Origin of the sequence: Paenimyroides marinum, from assembly GCF_900108395.1 — a bacterium.
Lineage (GTDB): Bacteria > Bacteroidota > Bacteroidia > Flavobacteriales > Flavobacteriaceae > Flavobacterium > Flavobacterium marinum.
Genome location: NZ_FNXE01000005.1, coordinates 1 through 24,080, shown reverse-complemented (window position 1 = coordinate 24,080; position 24,080 = coordinate 1). Strand labels below are relative to the sequence as shown.

18 protein-coding genes are annotated in these 24,080 nt (G+C 42.4%); 15 read left to right on the top strand and 3 right to left on the bottom strand.

Features of this window, described 5'->3' with window-relative positions; translation table 11 throughout:
- The first annotated feature begins 6 nt into the window (after positions 1-6).
- The 14 genes from BLW20_RS02800 to BLW20_RS02735 all read left to right on the top strand — a co-directional run bounded on the left by BLW20_RS02800 (position 7) and on the right by BLW20_RS02735 (position 15,533).
- Complete coding sequence (locus tag BLW20_RS02800) at positions 7-825, top strand: DUF2490 domain-containing protein (RefSeq protein ID WP_091096119.1); 819 nt, start codon at positions 7-9, stop codon at positions 823-825.
- A 12-nt stretch (positions 826-837) separates the two neighbouring features.
- Positions 838-2,313, top strand: coding sequence for an MBL fold metallo-hydrolase (locus BLW20_RS02795; protein WP_091096117.1), 1,476 nt, complete (start codon positions 838-840; stop codon positions 2,311-2,313).
- 172 nt (positions 2,314-2,485) lie between these two features.
- Positions 2,486-2,905, top strand: coding sequence for a hypothetical protein (locus BLW20_RS02790; RefSeq protein ID WP_091096115.1), 420 nt, complete (start codon positions 2,486-2,488; stop codon positions 2,903-2,905).
- A gap of 112 nt (positions 2,906-3,017) precedes the next feature.
- Positions 3,018-4,403: a TolC family protein gene (locus tag BLW20_RS02785; protein ID WP_091096112.1), complete on the top strand. Its 1,386-nt coding sequence runs from the start codon at positions 3,018-3,020 to the stop codon at positions 4,401-4,403.
- A gap of 10 nt (positions 4,404-4,413) precedes the next feature.
- On the top strand, positions 4,414-7,581 hold the full coding sequence (locus BLW20_RS02780; RefSeq protein WP_091096110.1) for an efflux RND transporter permease subunit: 3,168 nt from the start codon (positions 4,414-4,416) through the stop codon (positions 7,579-7,581).
- Between the two features lie 33 nt (positions 7,582-7,614).
- Positions 7,615-8,724 (top strand): efflux RND transporter periplasmic adaptor subunit, encoded by a 1,110-nt coding sequence (locus BLW20_RS02775; RefSeq protein ID WP_091096108.1) that lies wholly within the window; start codon positions 7,615-7,617, stop codon positions 8,722-8,724.
- Between the two features lie 4 nt (positions 8,725-8,728).
- Positions 8,729-9,322 (top strand): TlpA family protein disulfide reductase, encoded by a 594-nt coding sequence (locus BLW20_RS02770; RefSeq protein WP_143037725.1) that lies wholly within the window; start codon positions 8,729-8,731, stop codon positions 9,320-9,322.
- Positions 9,323-9,343: 21 nt separating this feature from the next.
- A complete protein-coding gene (locus tag BLW20_RS02765; RefSeq protein ID WP_091096106.1) occupies positions 9,344-9,790 on the top strand; it encodes a protein-disulfide reductase DsbD N-terminal domain-containing protein in 447 nt (148 codons plus the stop codon).
- A 10-nt stretch (positions 9,791-9,800) separates the two neighbouring features.
- Positions 9,801-11,471 (top strand): protein-disulfide reductase DsbD family protein, encoded by a 1,671-nt coding sequence (locus BLW20_RS02760; protein WP_091096104.1) that lies wholly within the window; start codon positions 9,801-9,803, stop codon positions 11,469-11,471.
- Between the two features lie 30 nt (positions 11,472-11,501).
- Positions 11,502-12,065 (top strand): TlpA family protein disulfide reductase, encoded by a 564-nt coding sequence (locus BLW20_RS02755; protein ID WP_091096103.1) that lies wholly within the window; start codon positions 11,502-11,504, stop codon positions 12,063-12,065.
- 18 nt (positions 12,066-12,083) lie between these two features.
- Entirely contained in the window at positions 12,084-12,707 is a 624-nt protein-coding gene (locus BLW20_RS02750; RefSeq protein WP_091096100.1) for a TlpA family protein disulfide reductase, read from the top strand.
- A gap of 9 nt (positions 12,708-12,716) precedes the next feature.
- The gene (locus tag BLW20_RS02745) at positions 12,717-13,172 is read left to right on the top strand and encodes a DsrE family protein (protein ID WP_091096098.1); all 456 of its coding nucleotides are present in this window, start codon (positions 12,717-12,719) and stop codon (positions 13,170-13,172) included.
- Positions 13,173-13,211: 39 nt separating this feature from the next.
- Positions 13,212-14,630: a bifunctional metallophosphatase/5'-nucleotidase gene (locus BLW20_RS02740; RefSeq protein ID WP_091096096.1), complete on the top strand. Its 1,419-nt coding sequence runs from the start codon at positions 13,212-13,214 to the stop codon at positions 14,628-14,630.
- Between the two features lie 78 nt (positions 14,631-14,708).
- The gene (locus BLW20_RS02735) at positions 14,709-15,533 is read left to right on the top strand and encodes an RteC domain-containing protein (RefSeq protein WP_091096094.1); all 825 of its coding nucleotides are present in this window, start codon (positions 14,709-14,711) and stop codon (positions 15,531-15,533) included.
- 12 nt (positions 15,534-15,545) lie between these two features.
- Here BLW20_RS02735 and BLW20_RS02730 read toward each other — a convergent pair whose 3' ends face one another.
- Entirely contained in the window at positions 15,546-20,993 is a 5,448-nt protein-coding gene (locus BLW20_RS02730; RefSeq protein ID WP_091096092.1) for an N-6 DNA methylase, read from the bottom strand.
- Positions 20,980-21,417: a DUF1896 domain-containing protein gene (locus tag BLW20_RS02725; RefSeq protein WP_091096090.1), complete on the bottom strand. Its 438-nt coding sequence runs from the start codon at positions 21,415-21,417 to the stop codon at positions 20,980-20,982. The genes BLW20_RS02730 and BLW20_RS02725 overlap by 14 nt, the downstream gene beginning before the upstream one ends.
- Positions 21,418-21,595: 178 nt before the next feature.
- Here BLW20_RS02725 and BLW20_RS02720 point away from each other — a divergent pair, with 178 nt between their 5' ends.
- On the top strand, positions 21,596-23,209 hold the full coding sequence (locus tag BLW20_RS02720; protein ID WP_091096088.1) for a hypothetical protein: 1,614 nt from the start codon (positions 21,596-21,598) through the stop codon (positions 23,207-23,209).
- 25 nt (positions 23,210-23,234) lie between these two features.
- On the opposite strand, the gene BLW20_RS02715 is transcribed toward BLW20_RS02720, so the two are convergent.
- Positions 23,235-24,071 carry an ORF6N domain-containing protein gene (locus BLW20_RS02715; protein ID WP_091096303.1) on the bottom strand — a complete coding sequence of 279 codons (837 nt, stop codon included), beginning with the start codon at positions 24,069-24,071 and terminating at the stop codon, positions 23,235-23,237.
- Positions 24,072-24,080: the final 9 nt, after the last annotated feature.

Genomic DNA, 24,080 nt, shown 5'->3' with positions numbered 1-24,080 from the left:
CATTTTATGTTTGGGTTTAAAAAATTGCTGATAACAGCAATATGGGTTGCTATTGCCCAAACTTTAACCGCACAGCATCATAATAATGCTTGGTTCCGCAATACGTTGAGCATTTCTTTGAAAGAAAAAATAAAGACGGATGCTGAGTTTCAGCACAGGCGGCAAAGCGGATTTCAAAACGGGAATATGCTGGATAACAAGCTGATGTTTACATTCAGAAGTTGGGTACACTATCAGCATAATCAAAACCTGAAGTTTTCCGTTTCGCCGTTTGCCTATTTTTCCAATTACCGCATTATACAGAACAAGGCGGATGAAACAGCAGCACCCAATAGCGAAGTGCGGGTTTCAGTAGCGGAAGAATTGCAGCACAGCATTTTCAGGCATATTTACCTCATCAACAGGAATGCTTTGGAATATCGTATTATCCATAACCAGCAACCTAACATCACAAGGTTCCGCACACGTTTCGGCGGTCGGTATGAAATAACCGAACTCCTTAAACTAACCGTATTTGACGAGTTCTTTATCAACATAGCAGGAACGTCTGCCGAATATATTCCCGACCATAACAGGATAGGTATGAACATTGAATATAGCGTTTTACCCAACCTGAAATTTGATGTCGGCTACATTTACCTTATCCGGTTTGCCGTTCCCGCTGCATCGGGCAATATTAGGTTATATGAAAACAATATGTTCCTGAATGTGACCTATCAATTGAAGAATGACAGGAAGAAGCGCCGCCAATCATTTACGTTATGTAACAAAAGTTACAGTACAGGGGAAACAGATAGTTTAAATTTGCAGGTTGAGAATATCTAAAAATGTTTGATTATGCTAACGAAAGCAAAGTTTACGACTATCATAACCTTATTTGTAATCTTGTTCTTACAAGAAAATAAATTGCAAGCACAAAGCTATTTTTTTGAGCGTGTATATGATGAAACGCTCGCACAGGCAAGTTTTGTTATAGGCGATTTGCAGACCAAAGAAGCCATTGTTATTGACCCGAAGCGGGATATAGATACCTATTTGGAAATTGCCAAAACCAATAACCTCAACATAACCAAAGTAGCTGAAACGCACATCCACGCCGATTTTTTAAGCGGTTCCCGTGAATTGGCAGCCGTTACAGGTGCGGGGCTGTTCCTGTCCGACGAGGGCGGAACAGACTGGCAATACGAGTTTCCGCACACAGGGCTGAAAGACGGAAGCGTTATTACAATCGGGCAGGTAGCACTGAAAGTAATGCACACACCCGGACATACGCCCGAAAGCATTACTTATTTGGTAAGCGATACCAAAGTTCCCGCTACGCCTCAAAGAGCCATTACCGGAGATTTTATTTTTGTGGGCGATGTAGGTCGTCCCGACTTATTGGAAAAAGCAGCCGGACAGGTCGGCTCGCAGGAGATAGGTGCAAAACAGTTGTATGCTTCCATCCAAAAATTTTCCAAACTGCCCGATGATTTGGAAATATGGGCAGGACACGGAGCAGGTTCATTTTGCGGTAAAAGCCTAAGCACCATTCCGCACTCAACCTTAAAGGAAGAAAAGCAGAACAGCAAAGCCTTTCAGTTTAAAAATGATGAAAAAGGATTTGTACAATACATCTTGGACGGACAGCCGACCCCGCCCAAATATTTTGCCGTGATGAAGCACCTTAATAAAGTAGAACGCCCTTTGCTGGTACAGGTTCCCATACACCCGAAGCTCGACCAGACAGCATTTCAAAAAGCCATAGATAACAAATTGCTGATTATTGATACCCGAAGCAAAGATGAGGTTGCCAAAGGACACATTACAGGTAGCCTGCATATTGAAAACGGAAAATTACTGTCCACTTGGGTAGGCTCTTTGGTAGATTATCAACCGCAAATCATATTGATAACCGATGAAAGCCACACGGAAGATGTAACCCGTAAGCTGATGCGTATCGGGATGGACAATATCTACGGCTTTGTAACCGACTTGGATAAAATGAACGTGAGTTTGGAAAAATCAGACCTTGTTACCGCCGAAGAACTGAAAAAGCATTTAGGTAAAAACGATGTGCAAATCTTCGATGTGCGCACCGAAAGCGAATACCATAACGGACATATCAAAGGCGTGGAAAATATGGTACTGACTTCGCTGGAAAACAATTTAGACAAAATCAGCAAAGACAAACCTGTTATTGTGCATTGCCAAAGCGGGGTACGGGCTGCAATGGCATATTCCATACTGAAAAGAAACGGTGTAAAAAACCTTAAAATGTATTCAGGAGGTATCAACGAATGGATAGAAAAAAAGAATGAATTGGTTAAATAATAAATTGTAACATCGAAAAGAGGTGCTGAAAACACCTCTTTTACATTAAATTGAAATAGATATGGCTTATAGGCAAAATGCAACCAAATTCACCGTCTTTCGTGTTAATAAAATCATAAACACAATTTTGTTACTTGCTCACTTACTTAATTAGAATTACTTTTGTTAATTGATGAATAACACCTTACGAAATATTACAAATACTTTTCAGCGATACCTGTTCGTATGCGCTACGGTATTTTTGGTGTTATTTTCATCTTGTGCCGTTAAAGCAAGTGTCAAAACATTAGCTGGTATTCCCACCAAAACAGAACGGAGCGTACCCAAAGCCAGCCACAATTTTTCTACAAACACACTTGAAAAATGTGCGCAGTTTGATGCTTCAGATACACAAATCGTTCAAAAGGTTTCTTTCAATGCGAACGATTTACTGCCTGCCGTTATCTTTACGGCTGCATTCTTTTTTCTATTCGGCTTACGCCCTGTAAGCAAAGAAAGCAAACACCCGCTTTACAGTCGTAGCGGGAAAATCCGGAGTTCTATTCCTCTCTTTTTGGAATACCGGAAACTTATCATTCATCACGCCTGCTAATTCCCTTTTTCCCTGTTGATCGCACCTGTTCAACGGGACGAATTTCTATTGATTTCATTTTAAAATAATCTAAGGTCGCCGCTTGCGACCTGTCCAAAATTTGTAGAGTAATATGATAAAACATATTAGGACAACCACATTATTGTGGTTAGCCATTGTTGCTACGTTTCCACTATATGCACAGCAACAAAAGGAACATACTTTAGGCAGCCTGTGGTCTAAAGTCCAAGAAAACTATCCGGGCGTTGGGGCAAAAACATCGGCGATTGATGCCGCCAAGTTCAACCGACGGGCGGTTAAGGGCAAGATGCTCCCACAGGTAAACGCACAGGCACAGAATACTTACGGAACTTACGAGGGAAGCGAAGGAGCGTTTTTCCCTCAGGCAGGCTTTTTCAATGTGAGCGGTTCGGCAGTACCACGGGACGGTAGTTCTACGGCTGCCAATACCTTTGGCTCCGCCATTGTTCAATGGGAAGTGTTTTCTTTTGGAAAGCTTCGCAAGCAGAACGAGGCTGCGGGCGCATTGTATAACAAATCGGTCAGTGATAAAGATGCTTATTTGCTCAACCTGAAAAAGACATTATCCGAAAGGTACATTGGTCTGTTATACAATGATGCCAAACTGCAATGGGCAGAGAAGAATGCAGAACGCCTGGACGATATTCGTAAAATAACGTCGGGCTTGTCCGCTTCCGGTTTACGACCTGCGGCAGACAGCCTGCTCGCATCATCATCGTATGTGCAGGCAATGGGCGAACACGATAAATGGTTTGGCTTTAAAAATGCCGCATACATCAAGCTATTGGAACTGTACGGCAATGATACCATTAATTATACCGCATCTGCCAACCGCTTTGGCAACCCCGCAGAAAATGGCTTAAACAAGGTCAATACCATTAATCCCACGCACCCCATTTTAGATGCTTTGGATAAGCAATCGGAGTATTACACGTTGAGCGGAGAAGCGCAAAAAAGGTCTTCTCTGCCCGCTATCAACCTGTTGGGCGGTTATGCTTATCGGGGTACGGGCATCAGCCCTAACGGAACAGTATCGGGAGCCTGGAAAGACGGCTTTAATAATACGACCAATAATTTTTTGGCGGGTATCGCCATTACGTGGAATTTGACCAGCCTGCATACCAACCGTATGAAAGGCGAGCAGCTTTTTAAAGAAGCGGAAAGCACCAAATTATTGCATTCACAGTACCTGCAGGCGATGCAGGCGGATTTATCCGCTTCGCAGGCAAAAATAATTCAGCAGTATGAACAACTCCAGAAAACAAGGCTTGCCGTACAGCAGTCGCAGGATGCATACAATATGTACCTCGCAAGGTACAAAAGTGGATTAATCACGTTGAGCGAACTGTTACAGATACGCATCTTGCTCGAACAGGCGGAGAACGCCCATATCGAGGCTTCCCGTGATTATTGGGTATTGCTGGCTTACGAAGCGGAGCTTACTGCCGATTTCGACTTTTTGTTTAACAACCTTTAATTAATCGTATATGAACATTATAAGATTTGCATTAAGAAAGCCTATTGCGATTATGGTTGTCGTACTTGCGATAGCTTTCTTTTCCTACAATACCGTAAAAAAAATAAACGTAGATATATTTCCCGAAGTGGAATTGCCTGCGATGTACGTTGCTATGCCTTACGGTGGGCTGTCCCCCGCATATATGGACGGCTTTATGGCAAACGAGTTCCAAAAGGTACTCCTGTTCGTGAGTGGCGTAAAAAATATTGATTTTAAAAGTGTGCAGGGCTTAACCCTGATGAAGCTGACCTTTTATCCCGGAACCGATATGTCACAGGCTGCCGGGGAAGTATCAACGTCCGTTTCACGGGCAATGGGCTTCCTGCCGCCCGGAGCCGTTCCCCCGATGGTGGTGCGGTTCGATGGCAGTTCGCTTCCGGTAGGTAACCTTGTTTTTGAAAGCGACCAGCGTTCCGTTAATGAAATACAGACATTGGCACTGACCAAAATCAGACCGATGTTCGTACAAATTCCGGGTATTACTTCCCCTGCGCCTTTTGGCGGTAACATCCGTTCCATTGTCATTAACATTGACCCCGAAGCGATGCAGGCGAACGGGTTAAGTCCCGAAGATATTACAGTAGCCATTACTAAAAACAGTCTTCCGTCGCCTGCCGGAAATATCCGCATAGGCGATGAAAACCTGATGGCTCCCATTAACTCCATCGCCAAAGGACCGGACGAGCTATTGAAGACCCCTGTAAAAACAAGTGATAACCGTACCGTATATGTGGGCGATGTTGCCCGTGTAGAAGACGGCGCAGACCAGACCGTAGGTTACGCTTTGATAAACGGCAAACGTTCGGTTTACCTGCCTATTATTAAAAAGGCGGATGCTTCCACATTGGATGCTGTGGAGAACCTTAAGGCTGCCATTCCTATGCTGAAAGACCAGTTGCCCGAAGATGTAAAGGTGAGCTATGAATTTGACCAATCGAGTTATATCGAACGCTCACTTTCCAACCTTATCCACGAGGGGATATTGGGAGCGGTTTTCACAGGATTGGTCATATTATTGTTCTTAGGCGATACACGGGGAGCCATCATTGTTGTATTTACTATTCCGATTGCCATTCTTACGGCAGTTACGACATTGTATCTTTTCGGGCAGACCATCAATATTATGACGTTGAGCGGTCTTGCCCTGTCCATCGGTATTCTCGTAGATGAAGCCACGGTAACGATAGAGAATATACACCAGCATATGGAAATGGGCAAGCCCAAACAGCGGGCTATTGTAGATGCCCTGCTTGAAATCTCTATCGCTAAATTGCTGATATTGCTCTGTATTCTTGCGGTACTGACCCCTGCCTTTATTATGACGGGCATACCCAAAGATATGTTTATGCCTTTGTCGATGGCAGTCGCTTTTGCAATGATTGCCTCCTTTTTGGCTTCGCAGACCTTTGTGCCGATACTGGCAAACTGGATGATGAAGAACAAGCACAACACAGAAGCCAATACGCCGAGAAAGCGGGCTTTCTTTGATAAGTTCCGTGTCAACTATTCCTACCGTATGCGTAAATGGCGGGCCAAAGCCGCGCCGCTTTTTGTAGTGTACCTGCTGGTGGCAGGTGCTATCGCAGGCTTACTATTGACCGTTGTGGGTACGGATGTAATGCCTGTTTCCAATAACGGCGATTTTCAGATGCGCATACAGGCTCCGCAGGGGAGCAGGATTGAAAAAACCGAACGGATAGTCAAAGAGATTACCGAAGATATTAAAGCAGAACTGCCTGAAAACGGATTAAATATTACTTCCGCGTTTGTCGGGATGCACCCCGCAGGTTCGCCTATCAACCCGATATTCCTTTTCAGTAATTCATCACACGAAGCGGTACTGCAAATATCCGTTAATCAGGAAGTGTACGGCGGTTCAATGGAAGATTTTAAAGAGAAAGTCCGTAAAAAGATTATAGAGAAGCACCCCGAAGTCGCTTTCAATTTTGAACCGATGGAGCTGACCGAAAAAATTATGGGACAGGGCGCAATGACCCCTATTGAAGTCAAAGTAGGTGCAGGTCAGGTAAAAGGTGCGTATGCACACGCATCAAAGATTGAAGCCAACCTTAAAAAAGTTCCTTATTTGCGTGATGTCCGCATTGCGGAACCTATTGCTTATCCGAGTATGGAAATCGAGGTAAACCGTGACCTTGCCGGACAGTTCGGGCTGACGATGCAGGATATTACCCGCAGCCTTGTTACGGCTACCTCATCTACCCGTTTTACGGACAAGAACCTTTGGATTGACCCCAAATCGGGATTGGTATTCCAAACGCAGGTACAGATACCGGAGGGCATTATGTCGGAGGAAAGATTGCGGTCGCTTCCTTTGAAAGCAGGAAGTCTTCGCCCTGTACTGGAAGATGTGGCGACCATACGCAGGGCTACAGCTCCGGCACAGGTAAACCGTAAGGGACCGAACCGTTATGTAACCATTGTTGCCAATGTGTACGGTAAGGATTTGGGTACGGCTTCCGGTGCAGTGAAGCAAGCCATTAAAGATGCGGGAGAACCGCCCCGTGGTACAACCATTTGGACAGAGGGAACATTGCAGCTATTGGATGATACATTGGGCAGTCTTTTGGCAGGTTTGGGCGTAGCCATTATTGCCATATTCCTGATGCTTTCGGCTTATTACCAATCGTTCAAAGTGCCTTTGATTATCCTATCCGTATTGCCTGCCGTAATTGCGGGCAGCCTTATTATTCTATTCCTCACAGGCAGTACGCTCAACCTGCAATCCTATATGGGTATTATTATGTCTCTTGGGGTATCGGTTTCCAATGCGGTATTATTGGTCAATCAGGCGGAATATTACCGCAAAAAATTACTCCTGAAACCTGCCAACGCTTCGAGGCTTGCAGCTTCGTCAAGGTTAAGACCTGTAATAATGACCGCAGCAGCGATGCTTGCCGGAATGTTGCCAATGGCAATGGGCTTGGGCGATGGAGCAGAGCAGGTCGCACCTTTGGGGAGGGCGGTTATCGGCGGGCTGATTGCCTCTACCGTTACCATCCTTTTATTGGTTCCGCATTTCTTTTCTTCCCTGATGTCGAGGACTAAAGTCATTAGCCCGTCGTTAGACCCTGATGATTGCGAGAGCAGGTATTACGCAAAACAATCCGGTAAATAAACGATATAATAAACTTTAAAAATTAGCATTACAATGTATCAAAGCATTTCAATAAATAGAAAATCAACAACCCTACTGGCATTGACCACATCGCTGGTATTGGTGCTTTCAGCCTGTTCCCAAAAAGAGCAGGAAAAAGGACAGGCGCAAAAGGGGCAGCCTACATCCGTGAATTATAAGACGGCTCCTGTACAGGTCATCAATCCCGAATACGAAATATCCGTTCCGGCAGAACTGAAACCATTTGAGCAAGTAGCGGTGTATGCAAAAGTTACGGGATTTGTACAACGGATGTACGTAGATAGAGGCGACAGGGTGCGCAAAGGTCAGCTTTTGGCGGTACTGGAAGCCCCCGAAATGGAACAGCAGTACCTTTCCGATAAATCCAACGAGCAAAAGGTACACAGTGATTACCTGTATGCAAAACAGGCGTATGAGCGGCTGTTAGATGCTTCCAAAACAACGGGAGCAGTAGCGGATATTGAGTTGGACAGGGCTAAAAGTGCAATGGAAAGTGCCAAATCCGCTTACGATGCCTCCAAAGCAGGTACGGCACATTCGTCACAGTTAAAGCAGTATCTACGCATTACAGCACCGTTTGACGGTGTGATTACCGAGCGGAATGTTTCGGTCGGCGCATTGGCAGGTACAGGAAGTAATACGCCCCTGTTTATGATAGCACAGAGCAATAAGCTCCGCTTGACCTTATCCCTGCCCGAACGACACGCATCATCGGTGTACGAGGGTATGCCTGCCACGTTTACGGTCAGTTCACAGCCCGGAAAGACATTTGATGCCAAACTTTCCCGCACATCGGGATTGCTCGACCAGCAAGACCGTTCGCTTACACTGGAATTTGACGTAAGCAACCCGTCGGGCGAATTGCTGGGCGGCGATTATGCACAGGTAAAGCTGAAATTAAAACGTAAAAGCCCGTCGAATTGGGTGCAGACCAAGAGCGTATTAAATACGCAATCGGGAACCTATGTTTTAACGCTGAACAACGATGAAGTAAAACGGATTGCCGTAAGTGAGGGCGTTCGTTTAGATACGCTGACAGAGGTCTTCGGTAATCTTTCTCCAGCCGATAATATCATTATGAAACCATCGGAAGAAATCAAAGAGGGTAAAATCAAAAAATAAGATTATGAAAATGAACATTAAAAAAATAGCCCTGCTCCCGCTAATAGCGATTACGGGATGGGCATACGCAGCAATCAATGGCAATGCCATTGACGGTAGTATGACCGCAAAACAAGGCACTAATGGCGAAAAGCCGTTAGTGTCTAATACGCAGCAAACGCCTGATTTAAAGTTTAAGGACGAAAACGGCAAAACCATTTCGTTACACTCGTTAAAAGGTAAAGTTGTCTTTATCAATCTATGGGCAACGTGGTGTCCGCCTTGCATTCACGAAATGCCCTCTATTAACGAACTGCGGAAGACCTTTAAGGACAATAAAGATTTGGTATTCCTGATGGTTGATGTGGACGGGAAAATAGAAAAGTCAAAAGAGTGGATGAAAAAGAAAAAATTTGACCTGCCTGTACACGTTCCCGACGGCGAGATACCCCGTGAGCTATTCACTGGCTCTATCCCCACTACCATTATCGTAGATAAGCAAAACAACATCATCGGCAGGCAGGTGGGCGGCGCAGACTATTCGTCAAAGGAAGTCATCGACCTGATGACGAAACTGTTAAACGAAAAACAGGTAGCAACAATTAATAAAAATAATTAGCAACACTTAAAAGATAATACAATGAAAAGGATAATATTTTTTGTGGCATTCTTATTCATAAGTGCCGCATCATTCGGACAAATACTAAAGCCTGTAAAATGGTCGTATGCTTCAAAACGTATCAACGATAAAGAAGCGGTGCTGCTGTTAAAGGCAACGATAGACAACGGCTGGCATATCTATTCACAAACGGTTCCGAAAAATGGTCCGCAGCCGACAAGTTTTTCTTTCCTTTCGTCGAAAGCCTACCAATTGAACGGAAAGGTTCAGGCGGCTAAACCTATTGTCAAACACGACCCGACTTTCGATATGGAGGTAGGCTATTATGAAAAATCAGTAGTGTTTCAGCAAAAGGTAAAATTAACAGGCAATTCGCCTACGGTAAAAGGTACGCTTACCTATATGGTTTGTAACGACAAGCAATGCTTACCGCCTGAAGAAGTGGCGTTCAGCATTCCTGTAAAATAAAGGATATACTATGAGATTAATAGTGAAAATATTAACGGTACTATTCATCAGTGGTTTGATGGCTATTACTGCGAACGCACAGACCGACAGTCTCATTTCGTTTGATGATGTGGAATTTACGGATATTGCCGAAGAACAGCCCGTTGAGCAGGAGGACGATATTGTCCAATCCACCGACAAAGCAACACCAGAAGTGGCCCATTCGATGATAGCTGATGAAACCGAAACGGATAAAGGTTCCTTATGGGCAATCTTTATTGCGGGTTTTATTGGCGGCTTTGCGGCATTGCTGATGCCCTGCATTTTCCCGATGCTGCCCTTAACGGTAAGTTTCTTTACCAAAAGCGGGCATACCAAACGCAGGGCGGTAATGCAGGCAATGATATACGGGTTGTCTATTATACTCATTTACGTTCTATTGGGTATTCTCATTACAGTAATCTTCGGTGCAGATGCACTCAACAGCCTATCCACAAACGGGATTTTTAATTTCGCTTTCTTCGCTCTTTTAGTGGTTTTTGCCTTTTCCTTTTTCGGTGCGTTCGAGCTTTCGTTGCCGGCTTCGCTGGCGAACAAGTTAGACCGTAAGGCAGACCGTGGCGGTTTGTTGGGGCTTTTCTTTATGGCGGCAACATTAGCCGTTGTGTCCTTTTCCTGCACAGGTCCGATTATCGGAACCTTGCTGGTACAGGCGGCTACAATGGGCGAGCTTTTAGGTCCCGCCATCGGAATGCTCGGCTTTGCATTGGCATTGGCAATACCGTTTACCCTTTTTGCAATGTTCCCAAGCCTTTTAAAAAGTCTGCCGTCTTCGGGAGGTTGGCTAAACAGCGTAAAAATCACACTCGGATTTTTGGAGTTAGCACTTGCCTTGAAGTTTCTGAGCAATGTTGACCTTGCTTATCATTGGAATTGGTTTGACAGGGAAGTCTTTTTAGCACTTTGGATTATCATTTTTGGCTATTTGGGCTTTTACTTATTGGGCAAACTCCGGTTTCCGGGCGACAGCCCTGCGGTAAACATCAGCCTGCCGAGAATGGTGCTGTCAATGATTGTACTATCCTTTACCCTGTATATGCTTCCCGGACTGTGGGGAGCACCTTTAAAATCCATTTCCGCATTTTTACCGCCACAATCAACACAGGATTTTGACCTGTACACGTCCTCGTTTGGAGGAATACAGGCAAGCAATACAAATGACGGCACAACCCGTAAATATTCAGAGATATTCCACGCTCCGCTAAATCTCAATGTGTTTTTTGACTATGACGAGGGTATGGAATATGCGAAAAAAGTAGGTAAACCCGTGATGCTTGATTTTACAGGACACGCCTGCGTGAATTGCCGTAAAATGGAGGCTTCTGTATGGACGGACAAGGACGTTTATAGGTTATTGAACGAGGAACTTGTCATTATACAGCTTTATGTAGATGATAAGACCGCCTTACCGACTGAAGAACAGTATCTATCATCATTCAGCGGAAAGAAAGTCAGTACCATTGGCAACAAATGGAGCGATTTTCAAGCGAGCAAATACAATTCCAATTCACAGCCCTACTATGTGCTTTTAGACCCGTCCAATGAAGAAATATTGATAACACCTATCGGAGCCGATTATGACCCAAAAAGCTATTACAGCTTTTTGAAATCTGTAATAGACCGATACAAGAATAAAAATTAATAGAATTAGAAACAGTAAAAATTAGTTAGTATGAAAACGCAATTTAAAAATTTAGTGGTTCGTTCCGGTCTTTTCATCATCACAGCCATTTCGTTGGCAGCTTGTGGAAATACGGATAAGAACAAAGAAAACAAGGTAGAGAGCGGGAATACTCCTACAGTAGAAGCTCTGGTTTCAACCACTGCGGGTATTTCCTTTACGGACAAAGACGGGAAAACCGTATCGTTAAGCTCATTAAAAGGTAAGGTAGTATTTATCAATTTTTGGGCAACGTGGTGTCCACCCTGCATTCAGGAAATGCCTACCATTAACGCACTAAAAGAAAAGTACAAAGGCAATAACAATATCGTGTTTTTAATGGTGGACGTGGATAATAACATAGAAAAATCCACAGCCTTTATGGAAGATAAAAAATATGATTTGCCTGTGTATGTTCCTGCGAGTGAAATTCCGTCCGACTATTTGGGCAGTTCAATTCCTACTACGGTCATATTGGACAAAAGTGGAGATATGATAGCCCGTATAGAGGGTGGCAGGGATTATACAAGCCCCGAAATCATCAAAGCCCTGAATGAATTGGTGGAAAGCAATTAACAGATAAAAACGGGAATTATGCTGAACAATAAAGAAGTGCCAACAAAGAAACCGCCTGCGAATAAGTTATGGCAATACATCAGGAAAAACGGCTTTACTATACTAATGGTCGTTTTTGTCGGCGTAATGTTTGTCAGCCCCGATGCAAAATCATTTGTGCTTCGGCAGTTAATGGCAACAGGGCTTTTTAACGCAAGTATGGACGGAAAAAGTGCTGATACATCATCTGCCAATGATTTTGATTTTAAAGATGAAAAAGGGAATGTTCAAAGTACCGCATCATTACGGGGTAAGGTGGTGTTTATCAATTTTTGGGCTTCGTGGTGTCCGCCTTGCAGGGCTGAATTTCCCTCTATTGAAACGCTTTATACCCAATTCAAAGACAACCCCGATATTTTCTTTCTAACGATTAACGAGGATAACGACCCCGCTATGGGAAAAGCATATCTCGATAAAGAAAAGTTTTCAATACCAATGTATCAGTCCAACGGGAATGTTCCGGCAGAAGTATTCTCCGGTTCATTGCCCACCACCATTGTATTGGATAAGAACGGGAAAATCAGATTGCATCATACCGGATTTGCCAATTACGCATCAGCCAAATTTGTGAAGCAGATAGAAGAATTGATAAATGAACAATAAAAAAATAAAATGAAAAAACTACAAGCCTTGCTAATAGCCGTATTGTGTTTTACGTCCATTAGCGTTTTTGCACAACAAAAAACAAATACCGTTTTTGAGCCTGCAAAAGCATACAAAAAACATTACAACGCTCTTTACATACTGAACGAAGCGGAAGATAAAAAAATAAAGGGCATACTTCGCAATATCAATAATGTATTGAGTGACCCACGGCTGAAAGGCAAACTGCATATTGAAGTCCTTGCATTTTCTGATGGGGTTGAAATGTACAAGAAAGCGAACAGCTATCAGGAGCTACTGAATGCCCTGAAAGATAAAGGCGTAGTATTCGCCCAATGTTCAAAAACAATGGAAGAACGAAAAATTGAAAAGAACGAATTGTTTGACTTTGTGAACTACGTTCCGAGCGGTAACGGAGAAATCATATTAAGGCAGTACGAGGGTTGGGCGGTTGTCCATCCTTAATCAAAAACAAAAAATGTTTCAAACGTAAAATTCAATATTATGGAATTATCAATAGGATTTATAAATGACGTACACGGTTATCTCGAACCGCACCCTGAATTGTTTTACGGCAAGGACGGAGAATACATCAAAACAGCGGGAGGATATGCAAAGATTGCTTCCATTTTCGGGAAGATAAAAAGTAAAAATGAACACGCCTTATTTTTTGATGGCGGCGACACCTTTCACGGAACCCTGCCCGTGGTAGCTTCCAGAGGCGAAGCGTTAATCCCTGTTTTAAAAGAACTTGGTTTTAGCGCAATGGTGGGACATTGGGATTTTGCCTATAAGCCCGAACATCTTTTAAACTTAGACAAACATCTTGACTATCCTGTATTGGGTATTAATGTTTATAAGGACGACGGTACGCTATTGCTGAAGCCGTATTCCTTTGTCGAAGTAGATAATCATAAAATTGCCGTAATCGGTATTTGTTCCAACATTATTGATAAGACGATGCCCTCCGAATTTAAAAAGGGCATTTATGTAACCGACGGAATGGTCGAAATAGAGGGCTATGTAAAGGAGGTAAAAGAATTGGGAGCAAATCTTGTCATTCTGCTTTCGCACAACGGCTATCCGCAGGATATTGAATTGCTCAAACACACGAAAGGGATTGATGTATGCCTAAGTGCGCATACCCACAACAGGCTCTATGAAACCGTAAAGGTAAATGATACGATAATGATACAGTGCGGTTGCCACGGCTCTTTTGTCGGGCATCTGAAACTTTCCATTTCAGACAATAACATTGCCCGCCACGAATATGAGCTTATAGAAGTTGATGAGCATATTGTCGGCGATAAGACTGTGGAGCGGATGATAAACGACATTATGGCCTCGTACAGGAGCCTGCAAAAGCAGGTTGTCGGAAAAACAGACACTATCCTGCACCGCTATTCGGTCTTCTCATCATCAATGGATAACCTGCTGTTGAAAGCCATCGCTAAGGCGGCAGGCGTGAACATAGCATTCTCGAACGGGTGGCGGTACGGTGCGCCTGTTGATAAGGGAGATATTACCGTGTGGGATTTGTACAATATGGTTCCGATGAACCCCGCTATTTCCGTAGTGGATATGACAGGTCAGGAGATAATGGATATGCTTGAAGAAAACTTTGAGCGTACTTTTTCAGCCAATCCTATGCAGCAAATGGGAGGTTATTGTAAGCGGTATTTAGGCTTGCAAATCAAATTCCATATTGAAAACCCGTATGGCTACCGCATAGAGGAAATCTACCATCAGGGCGAGCATTTGAAAAAGGAAAAAGTATATCGGGTTGCCTACATCACAGAACAAAGTGTATCGAACAAATACGGTGGCAACAGGACACATTTGGAAACCACCGCAGTACAAGCCCTGATTACCTATTTGAACGATAGTAGTTACTGTTCAGACACCAATTTTTCAGAACAATAAACCTTTACAAATTGTGCCGTATGGTAAAAACGATATAGAGCTTTTACTCATAGTGAGTTTAACGTAAAACTAAAGGCTATGGAAAAATACTACAACGAATATGTACAGAAACTGGAAGAAAAAATCCAAGAGCTGACAATAGAGTTAGATAACCCAATTCTATTGTCCCAAGAAATTGTCGGTCTTCTGATAGCGTGCTTAGCTAAGCTAAAACAATTTGTATTAGAGCGTGGGTTTAAAAATATCGAAGAAGAAATCCATTTCTTCAAAAGGCTAAAACCCGTCGTTCTCGCAAAGCTGATTTATTACAATGCCATTTATAAAATAGAAGCCAAAAAGCCCTATGGCAACGGGAAAACCATAAAGAACTATATAGATAATGAATTGGCAAAACTGAAAAGGTACTTTGATAACAACCTCGAATTTTATAAGTATTACAGAACCAACAGCACCTATCTTGATGAGAAATATTTTGTCAGGGGCAAGTACGATATAAAGTTGAGCTTAGATACCTATTATTTTGAAACCGACCATAGTTTTTCGACTTCCCACGATTACAAAGTGGCTAAAATAATTGCCAACGATTTGATACAGGTCTATCTCGAAGACCAATTGAATAGCACCAACAAAAAGAGGAAATCTGAAAATTCCCCGTTGAGTTGGACGGGAAGCAAAACAGCACTAACCGAACTGATTTACGCCCTGTATGCACAAGGCGTATTTGACAATGGCAATGCCGACATCAAAGTGATTGCCAAAGTATTTGAAAAGATGTTCAATATTGATTTGGGCGACTTTTACCATACGTTTATGGAACTGAAAGCCCGCAAAATAAACCGTACCAAATTCCTTGACAGCCTGCGTGATGCACTGATTAGGAAAATGGACGAGCAAGAGGAATAGCGGCTAAAGCCTTTACAACACACCTCTTGGCAAATGAATACCTTTTGTTCGTACTATACTTTCCGAAACCTTTGGAGTTTCTTTTTCGGTTTGCTTTTCAGCTTGTCCTTCGGGTGCTTCTTTCGTTTCGGGCGTGATAGATAGCTGTATTTTCCGTTCAACGGAAGCCAATTCCGTTTTAAGTTCGCTCAACCGGCTTTCCTTGCTCCACGTACCGTTAAGCACTTCCTGAAGAACAGGTAAATCCTTTTGTATTTCGGCTATTTTCTTTTGTTCCTGTTCGATATAGTTAGGTATCTTTTCCAATGCGTTGAGGAAATTCATAGATGCCAATTTCTCATCTTTGGCAATGATACCGTTGTTGTAAGTATATTTGATATTGCCCTCGCCCTGTATCAAAAATCGGTTTACCCGAATATCCATACCCTCTTTTTGAGACATTTCTGTTTTGACCAAAAGTTGAAAACCGTACAAACTACCGATTTCTTCATAATCCCCACCTGTACGGGATTTGTCGGCAAGCTGATTGAGCTTTGCACCGATTTGTTTGATGTCCGCATTGGGCGATAAGCCTTCCAACTGAACAGGATTAGCAATAGTACCGTCAGAACGTTTTTGGATACGTCCTTGCAGGTTATTCCAATCAAGGCTCATACGGTCGTAGCGTGATTGGGCTTTATCCAGTTCTGCTGTATAGTCTTCCAATTTGTATTTAGCACTGTACTTGGAACGGTTGAACGCTTGTCGTTCGCTCTCCAATCCGGCAATCTGTTTTTCAATTTTAGCTTTGTCCAGCAGGTCAGTATTGCCCATAAGGATAGCCACATATTCCGAGAAATTCATTCCTGATTTTTCGTCCATACTGCCCTCGTCAATCGTCCGTTTGCCGAGATTGTTGGATTTCAATTGGTCTATAAATAGCTGTTTGTTGTACAGCAGATTAAACTTATAACTGTCCAGCGATTTTTCAACTGCATAAATAATTACATCCACTTTGTTGTTGTTAAAATGTTTAGCGATTTCATTTCCTTTTCGGATAGCCCGACCGTCCCTTTGGGCAAGGTCGGACGGTCGCCACGGCGTATCCAAATGGTGTATGGCAACGGCTCTTTTTTGTGCATTAACACCTGTACCTAACATACTCGTAGAACCGAACAGCACACGGATTGTACCGTCGTTCATTCCCTTAATCAATGCCTTGCGTTGCTTGTCGTTCTTCGCCTCCTGTATAAATCGGATTTCGTGTGCAGGTATGCGGTGGTCTTCTACGAGTTTGCGTTTGATTTCAGCATATACATTCCATTCGTTGGGCTTGTATGTTCCCAAATCCGAGAACACGAATTGCGTACCTTTTTGTGCGTTGAACTTATTGTAATACTTGGCGATATTATTGGCACAATGCGAAGCCTTGTTGTCGGGATGGTCATCGTAAATATCACTTACCATACGCATATCAAGCGACATCTTACGGGCATAATCCGTAGCGATGAGCATTTTTGCTTTCTCTTCCGATTGCGATAAGGGTGCTCTACCCAATAATTCGCCTTTGCCTGTTTCGGCAAACTTCATCAGCTTTTGGATAAATTCTTCCTGGTCTGGAGTTGGCGGTATGTTATAGAATATCTCGTTCTTTTCGGGGCGGTCAATGCCTATCATTTCCGCAGTGCGGTAATCCGTTATTTCGGAATAGAATTGAGCCAATTCCGGCACTTTGATAAAGTAGCGGAAACGCTCTTTTGCCACGATGTTGTTAGCCACCGAAAACTCATAATCAGTCGTTTTCTTGGCATAAATCGCCGCCCACGCATCAAAAGAGTTGATACCCTGTTTTGCCAATGCTCGTGGTCGCAGATATTTAAAGAGCAGGTACAGTTCTGTTAGCGAATTGCTGATAGTTGTTCCCGAAAGAAAGGTCGCACCCATATCCGCTTGGGTACGCTCCTGTATGGTACGGATAGCAAAAAGTAGGTTCAGTGCCTTTTGGCTTCCCTGTTGATTGCCCAATCCGGCAACCCTTGAATGCCTTGTGTTGAACATCAGGTTTTTGAACTGATGGCTTTCGTCCACAAACAAATGGTCTATGCCCATCATCTTGAAATCCACAATATCATCTTTGCGGTTTTCAATATCGTGTTGCAGGGTTTTGAGCTTTACTTCGAGGTTTTCCTTTTGTTTTTCCGCTCCCTTTAGCATCCATTGTGTTATTTCATCGCCTTGACTTCGCATCACGTCAAGGTTTTCCTCCACTGTATCCAATTCGTCTTGGAGAATTTCCTTTTGTATTTCGGGCGATTGGGGTATCATTCCGAATTGGTCGTGTGTCAATATCACACAGTCCCACTCGTTGTTTTTAATGTCGCCAAAAATTCTTAATCTCTTTTCGGGCGTAAAATCATCAACGCCCGGATAGAGGATTTTGGCGTGGGGATAGGCTTTGCGGTAGGCTTCGGCTATTTCGGGAATATTGGCTTTCAAGCCTATAATCATCGGTTTGTGAGCCATTCCCAAACGCTTCATTTCCTGTGCTCCGGTACACATTATCAAGGTCTTTCCTGCACCTACTTCGTGGTCGCAGATAGCACCGTTGTTGAGCTTTATCATCCAAACGGCATCTTTTTGGCTCGAATACAAGTCTTCAATGCCTAATCCCTTGCGGTCTAATCCCGGAAACTCCTGATGTGAGCCGTCATAGTCCGGTCGGACAAAACAGTTAAAGGTGTCGTTGTATTGGTCGGTCAGTCTTGTTTTGAACTCATCATTCTGGGCGTGAAGCCAATCGGTAAAAGCAGTGCGGATTTCGTCAATCTTGGTATTCGCCATCTGGATAGCTTCCATATCGCGTATCTTGACATCTTTGTCATCGACCTTTATTGTTTTAGAAATATCGGGTGTGGTATTGACAAGGGCGTGTTTGAGCAGGGCAATTCCGTCATACGTCCGGCTTTGGGCTTTGACCGCATACTTGTCCCAAATGTGTACGTTCTTCTGTTTGCAGGTAACGGAAAAATCATCGGCACTATCAGCATAATGGATATTGACTTCTGCCTCGAACAAGTACGAAGCAAATCGGGCGTAAATGCCTGTCGGTATCCAACGCTCGCCGAGATTAAAATCGAGTTCCTCAAATTCGATACGTCTTGGTCTTGCTTCTTCCAAAACGGTAAGGCTTTCTTTGGCTTCTGTATCATCGGGGTTGCTTTCGAGATAGGCTCTTACTTCATTGGCTTTCTCCACTACGTTACCCGTAATCCAGCGTTCGGATATTTCATATTCCTTTTCTAATGGGTTGTAGTAGATACGACCGTGTAAGACTTCTTTTAAAGCATCGGCAGGCATACCGCTGATTTCGGACATAAAGTCCAAATCCACATTTCCGTATTTATTCAGCGAAGCCGATAAGGCTTCTTCGGGATTGTCAGTTGCTATGGTTGCAGTAGAAAAAGTTACAGGACGGTTGAATATATCTGCCTTATGGATTACACCGCCAACAACACGCTCCAAATAGGGCATTTCCTTACCTGCACTGTCCGTTTTGATGAGTTCGATATTTTTAGCATCGTTGAGGTTTCCGTACCTTTTTATAAAAGCATCGTAAAGGCGGTTAAGGGTTTCCCTTTCTTCTTTGTGTTCGGTTTGCTGTTCCGCTTCTTTGATATAAAGCTGTTGGTAAACATCACGCACCCCGATATACGCTTCGGCTCTTGCTTTTTGTAAGGACGGCAGTTGCAAAGGGTGGAAAACAGCCGTACCGTCTGCGGTATCTACGTCTTGCAGATGACCGACCCAACCGTTATCCACCACAAGGCAGTCGTTTCGGTGGAAGGATTGCAGTTCGCCACTGTACGGAGCAGGCTCGGGAATGGTGTTAATGGTAATGTTGGGAATGGCTGGCGTGTCCGCTTGGCCATTCCCGTTTGCCTGTGAAAACAAATCTCCGATTGCTTCCTGTTTTTTGCCATTTATTTGAGTTGTTCCGTTCGTAGTTCCGTTAAGTTTTGGCGGAGTATAAGGCTGTTGCATCGCACCGCCGAACAGGTTTGTTTGACGATTTATTACACCTCGACTTTTCTTTGCGGTTTGTCTTTTGGTTTGTGTAGTTCTTTTGGGCGGAGCTACCACCATTACAGGCTCGTTAGCATTTTCAAACAGGTCAAAAATGCTCAACTGTTTCAGTTCCTGCGGGCTTTCCTCCCGATGAATTACCGGAGTTGGTGCAGGTTGTGACTTTTGTTGAATTATAACAGGCTCAACAACCGGAGGTGTTACCTTTGGCTCAATAGGAATTTGGATAACAGGTTCATCGTTGTGTTCGCCTTTGTATAAATCCAAATTCAGGAGCTTTCCAAAATCTTCAGAAAGCATTTGCTTCAAATCTTTGGCAATTCCGGCAACACCGTCTTTGTGGGTATAGATAATTGCAGGTTTTCCGTATAGGTCGGTGTCAATTTTTCGGTCGGTATGTATGACCCTCGTACCATTGCGAAAAAAAGCATTGCTTGGCGTATTGTGTTTGGTCATTTTGCTTTGGCAAAACAGTTCTTCCGTTTCGGTCAAACCTTGTTTTGCCGTATTCTTTTGCAGGATTATCAAATCACTTCCGACCTCCGTACCTGCATATTCCGTAAAGAGGTCATTAGGCAGTCGGACAACCGAAACCAAATTGTTGTTCTCCATTAATGCCCTGCGTATCGGCTCATTCTTCGGGCTGTTCAGAACGCCTTGCGAAGTAATAAACGCCTGCAAACCGCCCTCACGGAGCATATCGTTTCCTTTCAGAAAGAAGTAATTATGAATGCTTCGGGAAGCCTGTACTTTTGCATTGTCCTTGCTTCGGGAAAAGGACAAATCGAATACAGAAGTATCGCCAAAGGGAATGTTGCTTGCAATTACATCATAGCTGTTTTGTTCCTTTTCGGGAATTTCTTCAAAACCGCTTACACGGATATTGCTTTCGGGATAAAGGTGCTTTAAAACTTTGCCTGTCAGCAAATCCTTTTCATAGGCAGTAACTTTGGGTTGTTGGTTGTCGGAAAAGGATTGTATAAATGAGCCGATACCTGCGGAGGGCTCAAGGAATTTCTGAATATTTACACCGCTTTCACGCAAGGTTTCGGAAATTGCATCAATGACCTGCGGTGGCGTATAAAAAGAGGTCAGTACCGAGCTTTTCATACTATCCACGTACCTACGGTATTGCTTATCGTCCGTAGAATTTTCCTTTAATAATTGGTGGAGTTCCTGGGTAATGGGGAAAAGGTCGTGGTCGTTTTTCCGCCAATGGTTGATGTCTATATCGTCCGATATGGGGTTGAGAACGAATTTAAGACCGCCAAATCCGCTGTAACGCATCAATGACAGTCTTTCGCCTACGGTGGCTTGCCGTTTCTCCTTTTCCAATGTAAAAGCAATCCGTAACGCATCAATATTCTGTTGGAGGTGTTGCTTTTTACTGAAGCCCATTTTCCTCTATCCAAATGGCGATTATTCCGGTTATTTCGGTGTAGAGCAAATCAAACTCATAACCGTATGCGAAATCATCGGTTAGTTCATATCGGGCAAAAACAGGTTCGCAAACAGGGAGCATTTTAAGGGCGAACGGTCGCAGTTCCTCGTCTGCCATCAGGGTATCAAACTCATTGCATACCACTTGGAAAACCGTGTCAAATTTGGAGAAGTGCAAACCCTCAAAGAGTATGTAGTTGGCAATCTCGTTGCATTGCTCAATCGGGTTTCCTGAACGAAAAGCACCCTCATAGGCATTGGAAGCCCACGAAGAACGCTGGTCAATAAATTTTTGGTCGTGTGCCTTTTCGGGGAAGCTACTGTTTAAAAGTTCTTGCAGTCGTAATCTGAAATACGACAAGTCTTTTTGCTGTGTACTCATACTATAATTTTGTTTAGAATTTTACTGAAAGCCTAAAATTATAGCGGTACAGATATGCCTTTGAAGATGTGGCAGGGTTTGGCGTTGAGAGGTAGGATTTGGCGTAACTCTAATACTTAAAACCACCTAACATAAATGGCTTTTAATTAAATTTGACAATTAAACTGTTTGAGAAAAGATGGCTAAGAAAGATTATGAGAATAAAGCACCGAGTAATATCAGAGAATATGTAGTTCTCGCAAATGATATTTCAGACTACCGAAATAGATTGAAAGCAATAGACTTCCTTTCACAATACAAATGCTATGAAAGCAAAAAGGAACTGTATCGTTTGATGAAAACGGATAAAATATTCGATGTTAAAGAGCAAGCCTTTAGAGCATTGCAAAATTTTGGCGAAGATGTTAGATTAACCAAAAAAAAGAAAGGTAAGCCCGTTAAAACCATAAATGATAAACTTATGATTTTACACAATTCATTTAATGGCGACCCTTATACATTGACAGATTTCAAGATTAAGTTTAAAGACTTATATCCTTATGTTTATGATATTTACAACTATGAAAAGAAGTCAAAATTTGATGACTTTATTACAAGCTCTATTAACACATTCGCAAAGAAAAAAATAAAGCACAATTATTCGGTCAATATAAGTTTTGATGCTCTTGACATTTCAATTTCTCGGGAAATTTTTGGAATGGAGTATAACGGAAGTTCAGGCACAAATGATGAGTTAGTGATTGAGGATAATACACTAACAATAAAGTGTAATAGAATTGCAAAAATCAATCTTATAAATATCATCTTTTCAGAAAGCAGTTCTATTCACGACCAGATTATAAAATCTCTGATTTATTATTATATCAAATTAAACCGCTTTGTTCCTATAAAGAATATTGCTATTAACCGAATAAAGCAAACAGGAGAAGAAACGATATTTTTCTTACCAACTACAAAAATTAGTATTGAGCAAATATTAAGCGATAAATTTAAAGGTATTGATATTTCAACATTGGATATTACCGACATTTTTAAAGTCGATGACAAATCCAAAGCAATCCAATATGCTTTAACCTACCTTTTGAAATCTAAAATTACCAATCAAGAAAGTGAACGATTTGAAAAATTATGGAAATCCTTTAATTCAATCTATTACTATTTTGGAAATGGTGCAAACGAAAATGAGTGCCACCGATTAATGAGAAGTTTTATACTTTCAAACCCTACGTTGTTTTCAAAATCAAAACGTAGAGCAAAAAGTATTACGGCAAAAGAGCTTCGGGAGAAAGTTCGTTTTTATGAGCTATTGAGTAATGATTATGACACTAAAGAAAAGATAGTTGCTTTTATTGCTTTTGTCTTTAGGTATCAAAATAAAATCATTAGTAAAAACCTACTTGACAACATCAGCTATTTTGAAGCCGATTTAAAAAGTATCTTCAATCTGGATAAGATTGAAAGTAAGTTTAACAAGTTTGACTATATCAAAGACCTCTATCACAATAATAAGTCTTCAACAGACAACGAAATAATCTTTAAAAAGGTTAAAGGATATTTAGAAGATAGGGTTAAAAATCCTGTAACGAATACAGATTTGGAAATCGTTGTTTTTATCTGCATCAAATACTGCTACTATTTACGGAATAAGATATTCCACGCAGAAAAGCAAGATTTAACTTTTAGGTTTGCTAAAAACAATTTAATTTTTGAATTGGAGTGGGTAAATGAAATATTGGAAACTTTAATAGTTGAGTTAATTACAGCCAATTTAAGTTGGACAAGAAGAAGTTAAAATCCCTGTTCTGACAGGGATTTGTTTATATATTCTTCAATATTTGAAGCATTCTGCCAACTTCAATATCCATTCGAGAAAAGGCAAACCATTTTTTGCCCAGGTCTTTGAGCGATGCTCCAATATGGTACAGTTCTGTACCGTCAATAATCAAAAATCGGTCGTGTGCATCGGAGAAAATCTCCACTTCAATAGGTGGATATTGACTGTTGTAACGTTGTAAATCCAACCGTAGCTGATTGCTGATGCTTTTGGTGTAGATAGTAGCGGTTACATTGGTATTGCGTTTTCCCAATAAGGTCAGCACCGTATCGTCCACATAATTATCCAGCAGGATAATGGAGCTTTTGGCACTTCGGATAATATCGGAAACAAAGGTATAGGCATCAAATACCTGCCCATTGTAGAAAATGCCTTTTTCGGCGTGGAGCTTGTCGCTTTCAAGAGCCTTAAATATTTCCTCAAATTTTTGGTCGGCTTGTAATTGTTTCAGTTCTATATTGTCCAAACGATGAAACAGCGAAGCGTTGCTAATGAGCATTTTTCGCATTTCTACAAAGGCATTCATAATCTCAATGCTGACTTTTACAGCTACATCGCTACGCAATAATGCGGACATCATTGCCACCCCTTGCTCACAAAATGCAAAGGGTAAAGTACGCCGACCGCCCCGTCCAACGTTTGAAGTACCAAATTGGTACTTCAAAGATTTTGCTTCCTGTTCGGTAAGCTGAAAGCAAAAAGTTTCGGGAAAGCGGTTCTTGTTTCTCTTTACAACCCTGTTTAACCCTTTTGTTTCTACCTGATAGAGCGTTGCTAAATCATTGTCGAGAATGACCTGTTTATCCCTAATGGTGTGGATAAGCGGAGC